The sequence below is a fragment of the Halovenus marina genome (assembly GCF_051414115.1).
Lineage (GTDB): Archaea > Halobacteriota > Halobacteria > Halobacteriales > Haloarculaceae > Halovenus > Halovenus marina.
In genome coordinates this window covers 2,892,432-2,906,591 of record NZ_JBLKNZ010000001.1, presented here as the reverse complement: position 1 = coordinate 2,906,591, position 14,160 = coordinate 2,892,432, and the positions used below count along the sequence as shown (strand labels likewise).

Annotated in this window: 13 protein-coding genes; 5 read left to right on the top strand and 8 right to left on the bottom strand. The window is 62.6% G+C overall.

Annotation, left to right across the window (positions count from 1 at the left end):
- Position 1: 1 nt before the first annotated feature.
- Positions 2 to 1,261 carry an RNA-guided endonuclease InsQ/TnpB family protein gene (locus tag ACMGFL_RS14805; RefSeq protein ID WP_436936306.1) on the bottom strand — a complete coding sequence of 420 codons (1,260 nt, stop codon included), beginning with the start codon at positions 1,259 to 1,261 and terminating at the stop codon, positions 2 to 4.
- The gene (tnpA, locus tag ACMGFL_RS14800) at positions 1,258 to 1,662 is read right to left on the bottom strand and encodes an IS200/IS605 family transposase (RefSeq protein WP_436936463.1); all 405 of its coding nucleotides are present in this window, start codon (positions 1,660 to 1,662) and stop codon (positions 1,258 to 1,260) included. The genes ACMGFL_RS14805 and tnpA overlap by 4 nt, the downstream gene beginning before the upstream one ends.
- 313 nt (positions 1,663 to 1,975) lie before the next feature.
- Here tnpA and ACMGFL_RS14795 point away from each other — a divergent pair, with 313 nt between their 5' ends.
- Positions 1,976 to 3,148, top strand: a complete 1,173-nt coding sequence (locus tag ACMGFL_RS14795) for an MFS transporter (RefSeq protein WP_436936305.1) — start codon at positions 1,976 to 1,978, stop codon at positions 3,146 to 3,148.
- A 37-nt stretch (positions 3,149 to 3,185) separates the two neighbouring features.
- Here the strand turns inward: ACMGFL_RS14795 and ACMGFL_RS14790 are convergent, their stop codons facing one another.
- A complete protein-coding gene (locus tag ACMGFL_RS14790; protein WP_436936304.1) occupies positions 3,186 to 4,163 on the bottom strand; it encodes an alpha/beta hydrolase in 978 nt (325 codons plus the stop codon).
- A 34-nt stretch (positions 4,164 to 4,197) separates the two neighbouring features.
- Positions 4,198 to 4,923, bottom strand: a complete 726-nt coding sequence (locus ACMGFL_RS14785; protein WP_436936303.1) for a S26 family signal peptidase — start codon at positions 4,921 to 4,923, stop codon at positions 4,198 to 4,200.
- Between the two features lie 557 nt (positions 4,924 to 5,480).
- Here ACMGFL_RS14785 and ACMGFL_RS14780 point away from each other — a divergent pair.
- Positions 5,481 to 6,356 carry a homoserine kinase gene (locus ACMGFL_RS14780; RefSeq protein WP_436936302.1) on the top strand — a complete coding sequence of 292 codons (876 nt, stop codon included), beginning with the start codon at positions 5,481 to 5,483 and terminating at the stop codon, positions 6,354 to 6,356.
- 45 nt (positions 6,357 to 6,401) lie between these two features.
- On the opposite strand, the gene ACMGFL_RS14775 is transcribed toward ACMGFL_RS14780, so the two are convergent.
- Together ACMGFL_RS14775 and ACMGFL_RS14770 are read right to left on the bottom strand one after the other, a co-directional pair.
- The gene (locus ACMGFL_RS14775; RefSeq protein WP_436936301.1) at positions 6,402 to 7,907 is read right to left on the bottom strand and encodes a DUF7978 family protein; all 1,506 of its coding nucleotides are present in this window, start codon (positions 7,905 to 7,907) and stop codon (positions 6,402 to 6,404) included.
- A gap of 165 nt (positions 7,908 to 8,072) precedes the next feature.
- Positions 8,073 to 9,359: a mechanosensitive ion channel family protein gene (locus tag ACMGFL_RS14770; RefSeq protein ID WP_436936300.1), complete on the bottom strand. Its 1,287-nt coding sequence runs from the start codon at positions 9,357 to 9,359 to the stop codon at positions 8,073 to 8,075.
- 132 nt (positions 9,360 to 9,491) lie between these two features.
- On the opposite strand from ACMGFL_RS14770, the gene ACMGFL_RS14765 reads away from it, so the two are divergent.
- Positions 9,492 to 10,154, top strand: a complete 663-nt coding sequence (locus ACMGFL_RS14765) for a plastocyanin/azurin family copper-binding protein (protein ID WP_436936299.1) — start codon at positions 9,492 to 9,494, stop codon at positions 10,152 to 10,154.
- 48 nt (positions 10,155 to 10,202) lie between these two features.
- On the opposite strand, the gene pdxS is transcribed toward ACMGFL_RS14765, so the two are convergent.
- Positions 10,203 to 11,111, bottom strand: coding sequence for a pyridoxal 5'-phosphate synthase lyase subunit PdxS (pdxS, locus tag ACMGFL_RS14760; RefSeq protein WP_436936298.1), 909 nt, complete (start codon positions 11,109 to 11,111; stop codon positions 10,203 to 10,205).
- A gap of 122 nt (positions 11,112 to 11,233) precedes the next feature.
- On the opposite strand from pdxS, the gene ACMGFL_RS14755 reads away from it, so the two are divergent.
- Positions 11,234 to 11,959, top strand: coding sequence for a DUF1405 domain-containing protein (locus tag ACMGFL_RS14755; protein WP_436936297.1), 726 nt, complete (start codon positions 11,234 to 11,236; stop codon positions 11,957 to 11,959).
- A gap of 18 nt (positions 11,960 to 11,977) precedes the next feature.
- Here the strand turns inward: ACMGFL_RS14755 and ACMGFL_RS14750 are convergent, their stop codons facing one another.
- Positions 11,978 to 13,288, bottom strand: a complete 1,311-nt coding sequence (locus ACMGFL_RS14750) for a hydroxyacid-oxoacid transhydrogenase (protein ID WP_436936296.1) — start codon at positions 13,286 to 13,288, stop codon at positions 11,978 to 11,980.
- Between the two features lie 204 nt (positions 13,289 to 13,492).
- On the opposite strand from ACMGFL_RS14750, the gene ACMGFL_RS14745 reads away from it, so the two are divergent.
- Complete coding sequence (locus ACMGFL_RS14745; protein ID WP_436936295.1) at positions 13,493 to 14,155, top strand: zinc ribbon domain-containing protein; 663 nt, start codon at positions 13,493 to 13,495, stop codon at positions 14,153 to 14,155.
- Positions 14,156 to 14,160: the final 5 nt, after the last annotated feature.

The following is a 14,160-nucleotide window of genomic DNA, read 5'->3' as shown; positions in this document are numbered from 1 at the left end:
ACTACCCCACCCTGCTCGCACTGACGCGCTCGCTGAGGGTGGGGCTTCCTGTTTCCAAGACGCGCTTTGCAGGAACAACCGCAGTTCCCGCAGGGAGCGCAGTCTCCACAGGCGTGCCTTCGGAGTGACCCACTCCTAGTTTGGTGAGTCCGCGAAAAAGAATGTTCCACGCTGCGTTTGCGTCTCTGTCCGCCTCGAAACCACAAGCCGGACAAGAATGTTCACGCACCCACAGCGGTTTGTCGGTTTCGACGCCACACTGAGCGCACTCTTTGGTGGTTCCTTCGGGGTCAACTTCCACGAAGTGCGTGCCTTCCTGCTCACACTTCGTTTCGAGCATATCAGTGAAGGTATTCCACGCCGCCGATACCATGTTGCGGCTGTTGCGCGGCTGTTTGAGCATCCCTTTCACGCCAAGGTCTTCGACCGCGACTAGCTCGTACTCCCGAGCGTAGTAGTTCGAGAGTTTATGCAAGAAATCACGCCGCTTGCGCTTGATGTCGAAATGGCACTCAGCGACACGCTGACGTTGCTTCTCCCAGTTGTTCGACTCGTACTCTTTGCGTGAGAGCTTTCGCTGCTCTCGTTCGAGTCTGTCGCGTTCTTCCGAGAGGTCGAGTGATTCGACCGCCGTGCCGTCTGTGTCGTGGGCGTACTTCAGAATACCCACATCGATGCCGACCATCTCGTCAGTGTCAATATCCGCTATGGACGGCTTGGTTGGCGGTTTCGTGTCCATCTCGATGCCGAAAATGGCGAACCACTCGCCAGTCTTCTCTTTTTTGAGCGTGACTTCTTTGACTGTGGCGTCCTCGGGCAGTGGTCGGTGGAGTTGGATGGGAATGTCTGCGAGTTTCGACAGCGACAACACGGTCTGACCACTCTTCTTGTCGAGTTCGAAGCCAGACTGGTTGTAGGTGAAACTGCGAAACTCCCGAGGTGATTTCCACCGAAGTTTACCAACCTTGTAGCCCTGTTCTTTGAGCTTCCCCAGTGTGTTGATGTTTTTCGCAATCCGCATGACAGTGGGCTGAAGCACTTTCGAGTACACGTCGGTAAGTGCGTCCCACCAGTCTTTGAGGTCGGGAAGCTCGTCACGGATTGTCCGCACACGCTGTTTGACAGTGCCCTCATCTTCGGGAATTTGGTTGAAGCGGTACAGGGCGTGATTATAGAGTTGTCTACAGATATCGCGGTGGTAGTCCAGTGTCTCACGCTGGCTTTTGGTCGGCTTGAGGCGATACCTGTAGTTGTAGTTCATGTTCGCTGGTTTTCGACGTACTCTTTCAACACATCCAGTGAGACTTGTCCTGTCGAGATGAGACAGTACGAATCGTTCCAGAACGAATCGCCCCACAGGTCGGTTTTGAGTTCATCTTCGTACTCGTTTCGGATGCGTCGAGCAGTTGCACCTTTGACAGTGCTGATGAACTTCACGAGGTCTGTGGTTGGCTCGGCCCGGAACAGGATATGAACGTGGTCGTCCTCACCGTCGAGGTTGGTCAGTGTGACACCATAGTTATCTGCGAACCCCTCGATGACCCCGCGAATGAATTGGGTTCGCTCCTCGGTGAGCACACCACGTCGATACTTGGTGGTGAGTATCAGGTGGTAATGGAGCGAATACACCGAGTGCGCTCCCGTGTCGAGGTCGTATTCTATTGGGTTCAGTTAATATCTGTAGAGTCTAGTCGAAAGAAGTTACGACTGCGTGGGCCTGTGGGTCGAGAATAGAACAGTGTATGAAAGACGATGACGGCGCTGTATCTCCTCCCTACTGCGCTCCTTGTCCGCTGGCACGGACTGCGGTGTCGTCCGGAAATCGGAGATTTCCGTGATCACGAGAATCTTCAATTCTCGAACGACTCCTTGAAGGAGGGGGCTTAGCGCCTGCATTCAGCTAATCGGCACCCGATTGCGTACCGGTGAAACACCACGCTCATGCGCATTCGCACTCGTCTCTCAGGTACACGCTATGAACTGGCGGTATCGACACACGGTGTTGGTTCTGTGTATGCTGGCGTTTTTCGTCACCTACTTCGCACGGCTGGCTATCAGCCCGCTCGTCCCCTTTATTGTCGATGACTTTGCCATCTCGAATACGCTGATCGGGGTTGCCCTGACGGGGATGTGGCTGGCGTACGGGGTCGCCCAGTTCCCGAGCGGGATTCTCGCAGACAGATACGGTGAGAAAACCATCATCCTCGTCGCTGTCGGCGGAACGACGGTGATGAGCGTTCTACTCGCGCTGGCTCCCCTGTATGTCGTCTTCGCCCTCGCGGCGATCGCTCTCGGCGGAGTCGCTGGCCTCCACTACGCCGTCGCGACGACGCTGCTCTCGAAGACGTTCGACAACCTCGGCACTGCAGTCGGCTTTCACTCGCTTGGCGGCCCACTGGCCGGACTCGTCGCGCCGGGGATGGCCGCCTGGGTCGGCGTCAGATTCGGCTGGCGTCCCGCAGTCGTGTTGACTGTGGCCGTCGGCCTTCCGATTTTCGTCCTCTTTCTCGTTTGGATCCGACCGACCGAACCGGCGCGACCGGACATCTCGCTGCGAGAGGGAGTCGACCGGGACGCGATCCGAACGGTGCTTTCCCGGTCGACCATCGCCTTTCCGCTGCTGATCGCGATTGCGGGCACCTACGCCGTGCAGGGCCTGCTGTCCTTTTTCCCTGCCTTTCTCGTCGCCTTTCACGGCTACACGCCGACCACGGCTGGAATCGCGTTTTCCGCGTTTTTCGTCCTCCGGGCTGGCGGTCAGGTCGCGCTTGGACGCGCCTCCGACGCGTACGGCCGGGATCTCTCGCTCGCTGTCTCGATGCTCGCTGGCGCGTCCGGGATCGTTCTGGTTCTTCTGGGCGCGTGGCTCCCAGCGATGATTGCTGGTATCGTGCTGACGGGTATCGGGTCGAGTTTCTTTTCGGCGCTCGACCCGCGATTCATGGACGCACTCTCCGATGCGGAGCGTGGCACGGCCTTCGGACTCGTCAGAACAGTCTACACCGTCTTCGGCGCGACCGGATCGTTTGGCGTTGGCCTCACTGCCGACCTGTTCGGCTGGGGCGTGGCCTTCGGGACGCTGTCTGGGCTGTTTTCGTGTGCCACTCTCGGACTGGTCGTGAACTACGTTCTCGGTCTCGGATACTAGCTTCGTGCGCGCCCACGCTTCTCTGTCCGTCGCCTAGCTATTCGGCGAACGCACGCTGTAGTGCGTTCATTCGAACCGTCCACGTTTCCTCGGATAGCTGGGCATCAGGGACGAAGGTTGTGTAGCCGTGGCAGGCCCCAGGCCAGAGGTGGTATTCAGTCTGCACGCCGTCTTTGGCGAGCCGACCTGCATATGCCGCTGTTTCGTCGCGGAAGACATCGTGTGTCCCAATATCCAAGAAGGCTGGCGGGAGACCGGATAGATCCTCGACTCTCCCGGGTGCGGCATACGGCGGAATGTTATCCTCACCCCGCTGGTCGCCGAGATACGCCTCCCAGGCACGGATGTTCATCTCGCGGTCCCACATGCCGATATCGGTGACCTGCTTGCTCGACTCGGTGGTGTTACGGTCGTCTAACATCGGAGAAAGCAGCATCTGCAAACACGTGTCTGGCCCCCCTTCGTCGCGGACGCGGAGCGCAACAGCGGCTGCGAGTCCGCCGCCAGCACTCGATCCGGCAATCGCTATCCGCGTGTCGTCAACGCTTAACTCTTCGGCGTTGTTTCCGAGCCACTTCAACCCGGTGTAGCAGTCGTTCACGGGTGCGGGATAGGGATGTTCGGGCACAAGTCGATATTCGACTACAACCACCACACAGTTGAGGTTCTCGACGAGTCGATGCGCGGTAGCGTCTTCCTTCTGTACTCCCCCGACGACCATACCGCCGCCGTGAAGCCAGTACACACAGGGAAGGGGCCCCGTCGAATCAACGGGGCGGTGGATGCGGAGCCGGATCGTCTGATTCTCCGTGGGTCCGGGTATCGTGACCTCTTCGGATTCGACTCGTTTGCTTTCCGGCGGCTCGTCGAACACAGCCTCGTAAATCTCTGTGACCCGTTTCCGAGTCCCTGGTATATCGTCGAAATCGAACAGATTTTTCGGGAGATAGTGGTCCGGTATCTCCTCCAGGGCAGTGGCGAGTTCTGGATCGAGTGGCGGCAGATCTGCTGTCACATCGTTCTCCTACGCCCGTCGCGGGTATAGTTATTCACTGCAACTGGAGGCGGAACCAGCCGAGATACGGCACCTGCACTTCAGCCGTACCGACGACCCACTCTGGCTTGACCGGTTCGCTGATCCCCCGCACCTGGTCGTATTGGCCGTTCGCGTCGCCTTTCGTGATGAACCCCGCGTGTGGTGCTTCTTCGCACGCGTTCGAGTTGCCGAGATACTCCTCGTTTGCACGATCACACCAGTTTTCGCCTTCCTCGACCCAGAGTTTCGCCCGGTGGATCACCGGCGTCCGATTCGGGTCCCCGTCCGGTGTGAAGACGATCACGTCGCCGTAGCCGCCGAACTGGGAGTACCCCGTCTCTCTCCCGGTCTGGGCCGTGACGACGCCCGTCTCACCGGTTGCCTCTGCCGGGGTGAACCGCTCGTTTTCCATGACAAAGACCAGGTCTTCTCGCTCCATGTTCGGGTTCATGCTCCCGCTCTCGACGGCGACCAGCGGCGGCCAGACGCCGCTTATCGCAAACAGGTACGAACCGAACAGTGCCACTGCGAGGAGACTCACCACCAGGTCGCGCACGAACGGCATCCACCCCTCGCCGTCGCCGCTGTCCGTGGCTCGGCGTGGCGGCGGCCCGTCGGGGGTAGAACGTGGCTGTCTCTCTGCTGTGTCCCGCTGGGGTTCACCCGTGTCCTGTCGGCGCGTCCCCCCCGACTCCGCCGCGGGCGATCCGTCCGCGCTGTCCTCGCCGGGCGCTGTCATCACTCGCCTTTGTTCGTATCCCCGCTTGAATGTTCTGTTCGTCTCGCTCGGCGGTATTCAGATAAGCGGTATCAAACATGTGAACAGCATGAAAGCCCCGAGCCTCTGAACTTCTGCTCACGGCTTCGCCGTTCGCACGGCCCGAGGCGCTTTGCGCCTCGCTGCCCGCGACTCGCTGTCTCAGAAAATCGAAGATTTTCAGGATCGGGCGAACGCAACGCGTTCGCAGACCTCGCGAATCTTCGATTCGCTCAGTGACGAGAGAGCTCCGCTCTCTCGAACCACGCGCGCTCCTTCCAGTCGCGTGCTTACGTCACCGGGAGAGCAAGCTCTCCCGAGCCCGCGGCGAAGCCGCGGATGCCGGGGTTCGTTCAGAGGCTTGCCCCTTTCAGTCCCGCCCCGTAGACAGGCCAATCAGTCAGATTGGTGGGACTGTGGGGGCTTTCTTGGTGGTTTCAGCACCTCGAACAGCTATTCACTACGCAACTCGACAATACTACCCCAGTACTCGTAGTCGACTCCGCTACCTTTTTGCTTGCAGTAGTAAAAATCGGGGTATGGTTACCGTCCGGGCACCGGCGACGAGTGCGAACCTCGGGAGCGGCTTCGACGTGTTCGGGGTGGCGCTCTCGCGTCCGGCGGATATCGTCCGCGTCGAGAAAGCCAGCGAGACGACGATCGACGTGACGGGGGCGGGCAGCCAGTACATCCCCGAGGACCCGAAGAAAAACACCGTCGGTGCGGTCGCCGAGGCGCTCGACGCGCCAGCGCACATCCGCATCGACAAGGGTGTCAGACCGGCGTCGGGACTCGGCTCCTCGGCCGCGAGCGCCGCGGCGGCGGCCGTCGCGCTCAACGAACTGTACGACCGGGGAAAGACTCGCGAGGAACTCGTCCCCGTCGCGGCGAAAGGCGAGGCCGTCGTCTCCGGCGACGCCCACGACGACAACGTCGCTCCGGCGATCATGGGCGGGTTCACTATCGCAACCGACGACGGCGTCACCCGCGTCGACGCCGACATCCCCTTCGTGGCGTGTCTCCCTGACATCGTGGTCTCGACGCGGGATGCCCGCGAGGTGGTCCCCAAGCGCACGGACGTCTCACAACTCGTCGAAACGGTCGGAAACGCGGCGACGCTGACGACCGGCATGCACCGCGACGACCCGGAACTCGTCGGGAGCGGGATGTACGACTCCGTCGTGACGCCCGCCCGTGCGAAACTCATCGACGGCTACGACGCTGTCCGGGAAGCGGCCTTCGATGCTGGCGCGACCGGCGTCACGATAAGCGGTGCTGGCCCGACGGTCATCGCCGCCTGTCCCGACGAGGTGCAACGCGACGTGGGGGTGGCGATGCTCGACGGCTTCGCCGACCACGGCGTCGAGGCCAGCGTCTACCAGGCCCGGATCGGCGAGGGCGCGCAACTGCTCTGACTGCGAGCGGTGCATACGAGTCTCGTTTTCACAGAAAACCGACCGCTATCGCTGTGGCGGCTGGCCGTCGCTCTCGGTGTCCGACTCGGGTTCTTCTGTCGGCGATTGACCGCCGCCCCGTAATTGCTGTCCGCTGTCTTCTGCGGGTGGCGGACTGCTTCCCTGTGATTGCTGTCCACGTTCCTCCGCTGGCGGATTTCCGCCAGGCTGTGTCGACTGTCCGCCAGCGGGTGGTGGGCTGCCACCCTGTGGAGGCTGACCGCCCGATCCGGCCGGGGGTCGACTGCCGCCCTGCTGTCCGCCTGGGCCTGTCGGTGGCGGACTGGTACCCTGCTGTGCACCCGGTCCCATAGCCGCACCCTGTCGCGATCCGGTTGACTGCGTCGCGTATACCTTCGCCCCGATTGCGCCGCCGATTGCCGCGAACGCGACGGGATAGACGACACCGGCGAGAATGATCTGGGCAGAGAGACCCGAAATCGTGGCGTTTACCTGCGCGACGATAGCCTCCGGCCAGGTGTCGTACTCCATCGCGTCGGAGAGTCTGGTGAAGGCTGCGCCGAATGCGATCAGCGTGGCGAGGATAAAGTAACCGACCCCGACGTGTGCGCCCTTGCCCATGCCAGCGAGCGGGTCTCTGACCTTGAGATAGTACGCCAGCGCCCCACCACCAACGAGCGCCGCAACCACGATGTACCACTCGGGGAAGAATCGCTCTGCACCGAGCGCGTGGTTGCTGAGGTACTCGGCGAGGAAGTCGAACTGCGCGGTCGACCCCGGAAGGTCACCCCAGCCATCTACACCGGACATATCCGCGAACGGGTCGACGATGAAATACCAGATACCGAAGCCGAGCACGAAGGACCCGACCCCAGCGATCAACCCGTTTATCGACGTGACCGCCGCTCTGGTCCGCATCGCGGCTCCAATCGACGCGAACACGAGCGGATACGCAAGCCCCATGAGCAGAAGCGAGACGATGTCATAGGAGATGTTGTCGTGCGTGAAGATGAATGAACCGAGAAGCAACATGACGACGAACGGCACCGCGAGTGCAGCGCTCACGACCACCGTATCGACCGCCGTCGCGTTCGGTCGGTTCCGGAGGAAGTGTCCCGCCACCGCGCGACCAGCGAGGAGCAACACGATAGCCGGAATGAGATAATGCAAGATCGGACCGACACCCCAGTAGTTCGAGTCGAGTTGTGCGTAGAGTTGAAACACGCTGAACGCAGTGCCCTGACTCTCGAAGCCGCCACCGATCCCCCCGGTCAGCATCCAGTGGGACATGTCGATCCCCGACAGATCGCCGCCGAGTTTCTCCGCGAGTGAGAAAAACGTCACGACGAAAAACGAGAGGACGAGCGCCCCCGCCCACGCGCCCACGCCAGCGACCGCCGTCACTTTCGGATCGATCAGATTCTTGTAATAGTCGATTCGTGACTGCTGGGCCATCCCGGGCGGTGCCCCCCCTGGAGCCCCGCTGCCCGGCGGGCCCTGTCCTGGTGGCTCCTGCCCCGGCTGTCCTGGTGGTTGTTGCTGTCCTGCCATGTGTGTCGACTCGTAGCAATATAGTAAAATGGTTTCGATGACCTGTTTGCCTGTTTACTGGTCAGGAACAGTCGGAAACCGTCGTCTCGGCGGCCGCAGACAGCGCTAAGCGTAGAGCCTGTCAACTATTCTCCGGACCCCTTCGAGGTCAGGCACACCTGACAGTTACTCGTCGGCAGTCGATCCAGCCTCATCAGCGTCCTGTGCCGTGTTGCCGGTCTGCTGACTCGTCCCGGCCGTGCGCTGGCTAGCACCCATCTCGTCCGTGCCCGGTGGGGCCTCACCGCGAATCCGGAACCCTTCCGTCTCCGCCCGGCCCGAGAGTTCGCGCTGCGGGAAGGGGATCTTGATGCCTTCGGACTCGAAGGCCGCCTTGACGTTGTGAACGACTGCGCGTGTCGCCCGCCACTTGCGCGGCGGCGTCGGCCTGTCGATCCAGACTCTGAGTTCGAGGATGACGGCCGAATCGTCGAATCCGGTCGGGACGACATCCGGGGGTGGCGAATCGGAGACGATGTCGATGTCGTCGAGCGTCTGCAGGGCAACGTCCTGTGCGTGCTCGGTGTCCGTGCTGTAGTCGACACCGACATCGATCCGGAGGCGCAGATGGCCCTGCTTGCTCCGATTGGTGATGGGCTTGTTGCTGACGATGTCGTTTGGCATCACGATCGATTCGCCGTCGAAGTTGCGCATGTGGGTGTTGACGATGGTGATGTCGGTGACGATTCCCTCGTCGCCTCCGATCTCGATCCAGTCGCCGATGGTGAACGGGCGGGAGAACATCAGCACGAACCCCGCGATGATCGACCCGAGCGTCTGCCGTGCGGCGAAGCCGACGACAATGCCGAGAAAGCCCGCCCCGACGAGCAGCCCCGAGAGGTCGACCCCCCACAGCGTCAGCAACGCCCCGAACCCGAAGACGAGAATGGTGACGTGACCGAGCCGGAGTGCGATCTCCTGCTGGTGTTCGGTGATCCGGTCTGCGCCCTGACTGTACTGTCTGATCGCGTCGCCAAACAGGTCGAGCGCGACGTAGGTGAAAAAGAGCACGAGGAAGGTGACGCCGATCTGTCCGAAAAGCGGCGCGGACACACCAGCGAACTGCACGACGCCGAGCGCGACGTCGACCAGCCCCCAGACGATGAGCATGGCGATGACCGCACTCACGAGAAGGGCAAGCTGGATGACTCGGATCGCCAGCCCGCCAAACGTCGTCGGAATGTAGGCCGTGAGGACGTCGAGGACCCCACGAGAGGTGTCAGAGAGCATCCGGTCAGCGATGAAGGCGTTCACCCGCCGGAGGATGTACGGGACGAGTACGACAACACAGAGAAGCGTCAGGAACACAATCGCGGCGCTGACGGCCAGACGCCCCTCGGTCGTCGCGAGGTCCTCGAGAAACTGCCGGAGTTCCGTCGGCAGTTCCGTCGAGACCAGCCGAAACAAGCGCATGTCCCGAGTATATTTCCCAGCCAACTTGTGTGTTGTTTCCTGTCCCGAGGAGAGTGTTCACTAAAGCGGGGTGTGCTCAGAGGTGCGACTCGAAAGACGGATTTATATCGGGCTACCCGTGAATACGGATATATGGACACCTACACGCGACGCGGAGTGCTCAAGGCTGGTGCGGCCGGTGTCGCGACACTCGGCCTGAGCAGTGCCGCGAGTGGACAGCAATCGAGCGCATACGGCGGCTATCTCGCCGAAGAAGGCACCTGGGACGGGCTGACCGCTGACGCGACCGGTCTCGACGAGGTCACGGTCGAGGTCGGCGCGTCGGGCAACAACGGCAACTTCGCGTTCGCTCCCCCCGTCGTGCTGGTCGAACCGGGAACGACAGTACAGTGGCAGTGGACCGGCGCTGGCGGCGGCCACAACGTCGTTCACTTCCCACAGGATGTCGACGCCAGCAATCTGACCAACGAGGACTTTTTCGACCAGTTCGCGTTCAACAGCCAGACGGAAACGGAGGGGACGACGATCAACGAGGAAGGGTTCGTCTACGAGTACACCGCCGAGGAGACGGGCGTGTTCCCCTACGTCTGTACGCCCCACCGCACGCTCCAGATGAAAGGCGTGCTCGTCGTCGGCGAAGACAACGCCGAGACGGAACTCAGTCCGTTCGGGTCCGGCGGGGGCGACGGCGGAACTGCCCTCTCGACGGTCGTCGGCGGCGCTGCGGTCTTCGGCGGCGTCACGCTCGCTGGCGTCGCGGCGTATCGCGAACTCGTCGGCGCAGACACCGAGTAACCGTCGTCGACGCGCACAGTCAGCAGTACCCGAGAAACTGTCGCAGACCTAGACGCCCCGGTCCTGGAGCTTCTCTTCTTCTGGCAGGTCGACGTTTGCGTCTCCGGACATCCCCTTCCCGACGTTCGCGGCAATCTCGACCAGTCGCTCAGGGTCGTCCCAGTTGTTGACCGCTTCGACGATTGCAGTCCCCATCGCCTCGGGGTCCTCTGCGCCGAAGATGCCCGACCCGACGAAGATGCCGTCACACCCGTGGTGCATCATCAGGGCGGCGTCGGCGGGCGTCGCAATCCCGCCCGCTGCGAAGTTGACCACGGGTAGCCGACCGCGGTCTGCGGTCTCGTGAACCAGGTCGACCGGGGCCTCGTGTTCGCGCGCCCAGCGTTCACGCTCCTCGTGGTTCATCCCTTCGAGTTTGCGGATGGCCGATTTGATCGCGCGCTGGTGGTGTACCGCCTGATTGACGTCGCCCGTTCCGGCCTCGCCCTTTGTTCGGATCATCGCCGCGCCCTCGCGGATGCGTCGCAGCGCCTCGGGAAGGTTGCGCGCGCCACAGACGAATGGAGCCGTAAACTCGCGCTTGTCGATGTGGTACTCGTCGTCGGCCGGGGTGAGCACCTCGGACTCGTCGAGCATGTCCGCGCCCGCGGCTTCGAGAATCTGGGCTTCAGTTCGGTGGCCGATCCGGCACTTGCCCATCACGGGGATCGAGACTTCGTCGATGACCGCCTGCAGCGAGGCGGGATCCGCCATGCGGGCGACGCCGCCGCGCTTGCGGATGTCCGCGGGCACCGCTTCGAGGTTCATCACCGCGACCGCACCCACGTCCTCGGCGATTCGGGCCTGCTCCGGCGTGACGACGTCCATGATGACGCCGCCTTTCTGCATCTTCGCGAAGCCGCGTTTGACCAGTTCGGTGCCGCGCTGTAACTCCTCCAGATCGGTGGGGTCGCTCATATCTCGGATTAGGTGTGCATCCACTTAACCGGTTGCGTTTCCAGGGGGATCGGTCTCCGACTGGGTTTCGGTGATCGCTTTCCGATCGCTACCGTTTTGCGGAACCGCCCGTACATCCGTGTATGAGTGGCGTCGGCGCTCGCCTCGATGGATTTCTCGCCCGATACGTCGACGAGCCGATTCCCGAGTCTCGTGACCTGCCGTGGTGGCTCGCGCCGCTGCCCGAGTGGCTCGAAAACGTCGGCTTTCGGCTGCTCTGGCCCATCGTCTTCGTCAACCTCGCCGGGACTGCCTTCGGCTTCTGGTTTTACTGGGTGCAACTGCAGGAGACGCCGATCATCATGTGGATCATCGTCCCGGTCAGCCCGCTGGCGACGATGTACATGGCGCTGTCTCTGGCGAGTTGGCGGCTGGGCTGGGACGCCGAATGGCTCCATATGCTCGCTTTCTTCGGCTGTCTGAAGTACGGCGCGTGGGTGCCCTTCGTGCAACTCTACGTCAACGGGCCGGGCGTGATCGAGCCGTGGCTGTACCAGTTTCTCATCTGGAGTCACGCCGCGATGGTCGTGCAGGCGTTTCTCATCACCCGCTACGCCGAGTTTCCGGTCTGGGCCGTCGGCGTCGCAACTGGCTGGTACGTGCTCAACGACGTGCTGGATTACTTCGTGGCGATCTTCGACGGCCCACACCACACGTGGGTGACCGGCCTGCGCGTGAACGGCGAGATCGACCGCACGCTCGCTGTCTTCGACCACACCGCCGCCTTCGCCGTCTGTACCACCATTCTGGCGGTCTTTCTCGCGCTCGCGCTCCGGGTCGAACTCGTGAAGCGACGGGATGGAGGCTGACCGAGCCAACGGAGCCAGTTACTCCCAGTTGTACAGCGCGTCGAGAAAGATGTCGCGCACGTCGTCTTCCGTCACCGGCCGGGGGTTACACCGCAGGAGTCGTTCCTGCGTGCCGACCGTCTGCGTTGCGAGCCAGTCGACATCGTCCTCGGTGATCCCGGCGAGTTCGGCGAGGCCGCTCGGCAGGACGTTCAGATCCCGCTGAAGCTGGATGTACTCCGCTTTGAGCGCGTCCGCGGCCGCGCGGTCGGTCATGCCCGCGGTGTCGACGCCGAACAGGTCCGCGAGGTGAGCGAAGCGGGCCGGGTCGCTAGCGGCGTTGTAGTCGATGGTGCTCGCAGGCGTCAGGACGGCGATGGTCTCGCCGTGGTAGGTGTGATACCGGTTCCCGACCGGGTACGCCATAGCGTGACAGAGGCTCGCGCCCGCGGTCAGCCCGGAGATAGCGCCAAAGAGCGCGCCGAGCAGCACGTTCTCGCGGGCGTCGAGGTCGTCGCCGTTGTGGACTGCCCGCCGGACGTTCGACGACAGGAGCCGAATCGCCTTCTCGGAGAACAGTTCCGTGAGCGGCGACCGACCGGCGTAGACGGGTCGCTCCGCTGGATCGGTCGGGCGGAGCAGCGAGTCGTACTTGTGGGTGGTGTAGCCCTCGATGGCGTGGCCCAGCGCGTCCATCGCCGTCTTCGCGGTGAGGTCCGGGGGAAGCGTCGTCGTCAGCGTCGGGTCGAGAACGGCGGCGTCGGCGCGGACGTGATTGCTGGAAATCCCCTCCTTGGTCTCCTCGTCGGGTACCGAGAGGATGGCGACGGGTGAGATTTCGGCACCAGTTCCGGCCGTCGTTGGGAGCAACACCAGCGGGTCGCCGGAGTCGGTGAGTGGTTCACCGTTCCCCGTGGGTTCGGCGACGTAGTCGAGCGGGTCACCGCCGTTTGCGAGAACCGCCCGCGTGACCTTCGCCGTGTCCATGCTGCTGCCGCCGCCGAGTCCGAGATAGAAGTTGTAGCCGCTCTCGGTCGCGTCGCGGACGAACGCGATGCAGTCCTCGACGGCCGCGACGGTGGGTTCGCGCTCGACCCCGTCGTAGATGTCCACGTCGAATCCGGCGTCCGTGAGGTGGTCGCGCACACGACCCGGATGGCCGACGTCGACGAGGTTTTCGTCAGTGACGAGGAGGCCGCGAGCGGTCTCCTCGACGCCCAGATCACGCAACTGGGCGGCGAGTTCTTCGATGGCGTGTCGCCCGAACCGGATTGCTGGCATCTCGATGTGCCAGACTGTCTCCGGGTTGAGTTCGTGAGCGTCAGCGGAGACGGAGCGTCGGTCACTCACGGGCAGCCACCTCGGCGCAGGGAAGTGTGATGGCTTCTGGCGAAACCGCCGCGTTCGATGGGATTCGATTGCACGATACGCCCACCTCGTCGCTCTATTCAATAAAGGTACACCACCGTTCAGGGCAGCGGCCGGAGTGAGAATTTATATGAGATGATACGAAATGGTTGTCTATCGAGTCGAGCGCTTCCGTTGACCTGAAACATGCACGACGCAAACGCCGACCCGCGCTGTCCGGAGTGTGGCGAACCGGTCGGACAGACAGCCACGTACTGTATGCACTGTTCGGCGGAATTCCCCGACGGACTGGACGAGGACGGTGGGATAGACCAGTCAGACGAGAGTGGATTTTCCGCCGCGTCTGACGGGATCGACGGCGACAGCGTCGCCAGCACCGTCACAGCGCAGGCCGACAGCGTCGTCGACGCCGCGGGGGTCGGAACGGAGGACGGGCGACTGCTCGACCCCGACGGGTTCGTCGACAACACGCTGACGGTCGTCGTCGGCATCGGTGGTGGGATCGTCGTCGGTCTGGTCGGAACCTTCGTGTTACTCGCGATGACGAACAGCCTCTGGGCGCTCCTGCTCGGGTTTTTCCTCTGGCTCGGCGCGACGGCCTACCTCGTGCGGCGACGGACCGTACAGGGTGCAGTCGCCGCGACTGGCTACGCCGTCGCGCTCGTCTTGCTCGCGATGCCATTCATCACACTCAGCCCGTTTGTCGCCGTCGAGGGCGGGTTGCAGGAACGCATCGTCTCATTTCTCGTATTTTTCCTGACCGTACTGATCCCCGCCGGAATCGCGGCCGGGATCGGTCTGGTCGCCGCGCAGTTCGTCCCCGATGGGGCTGCGGGAAGCGAGGGCTGATACCT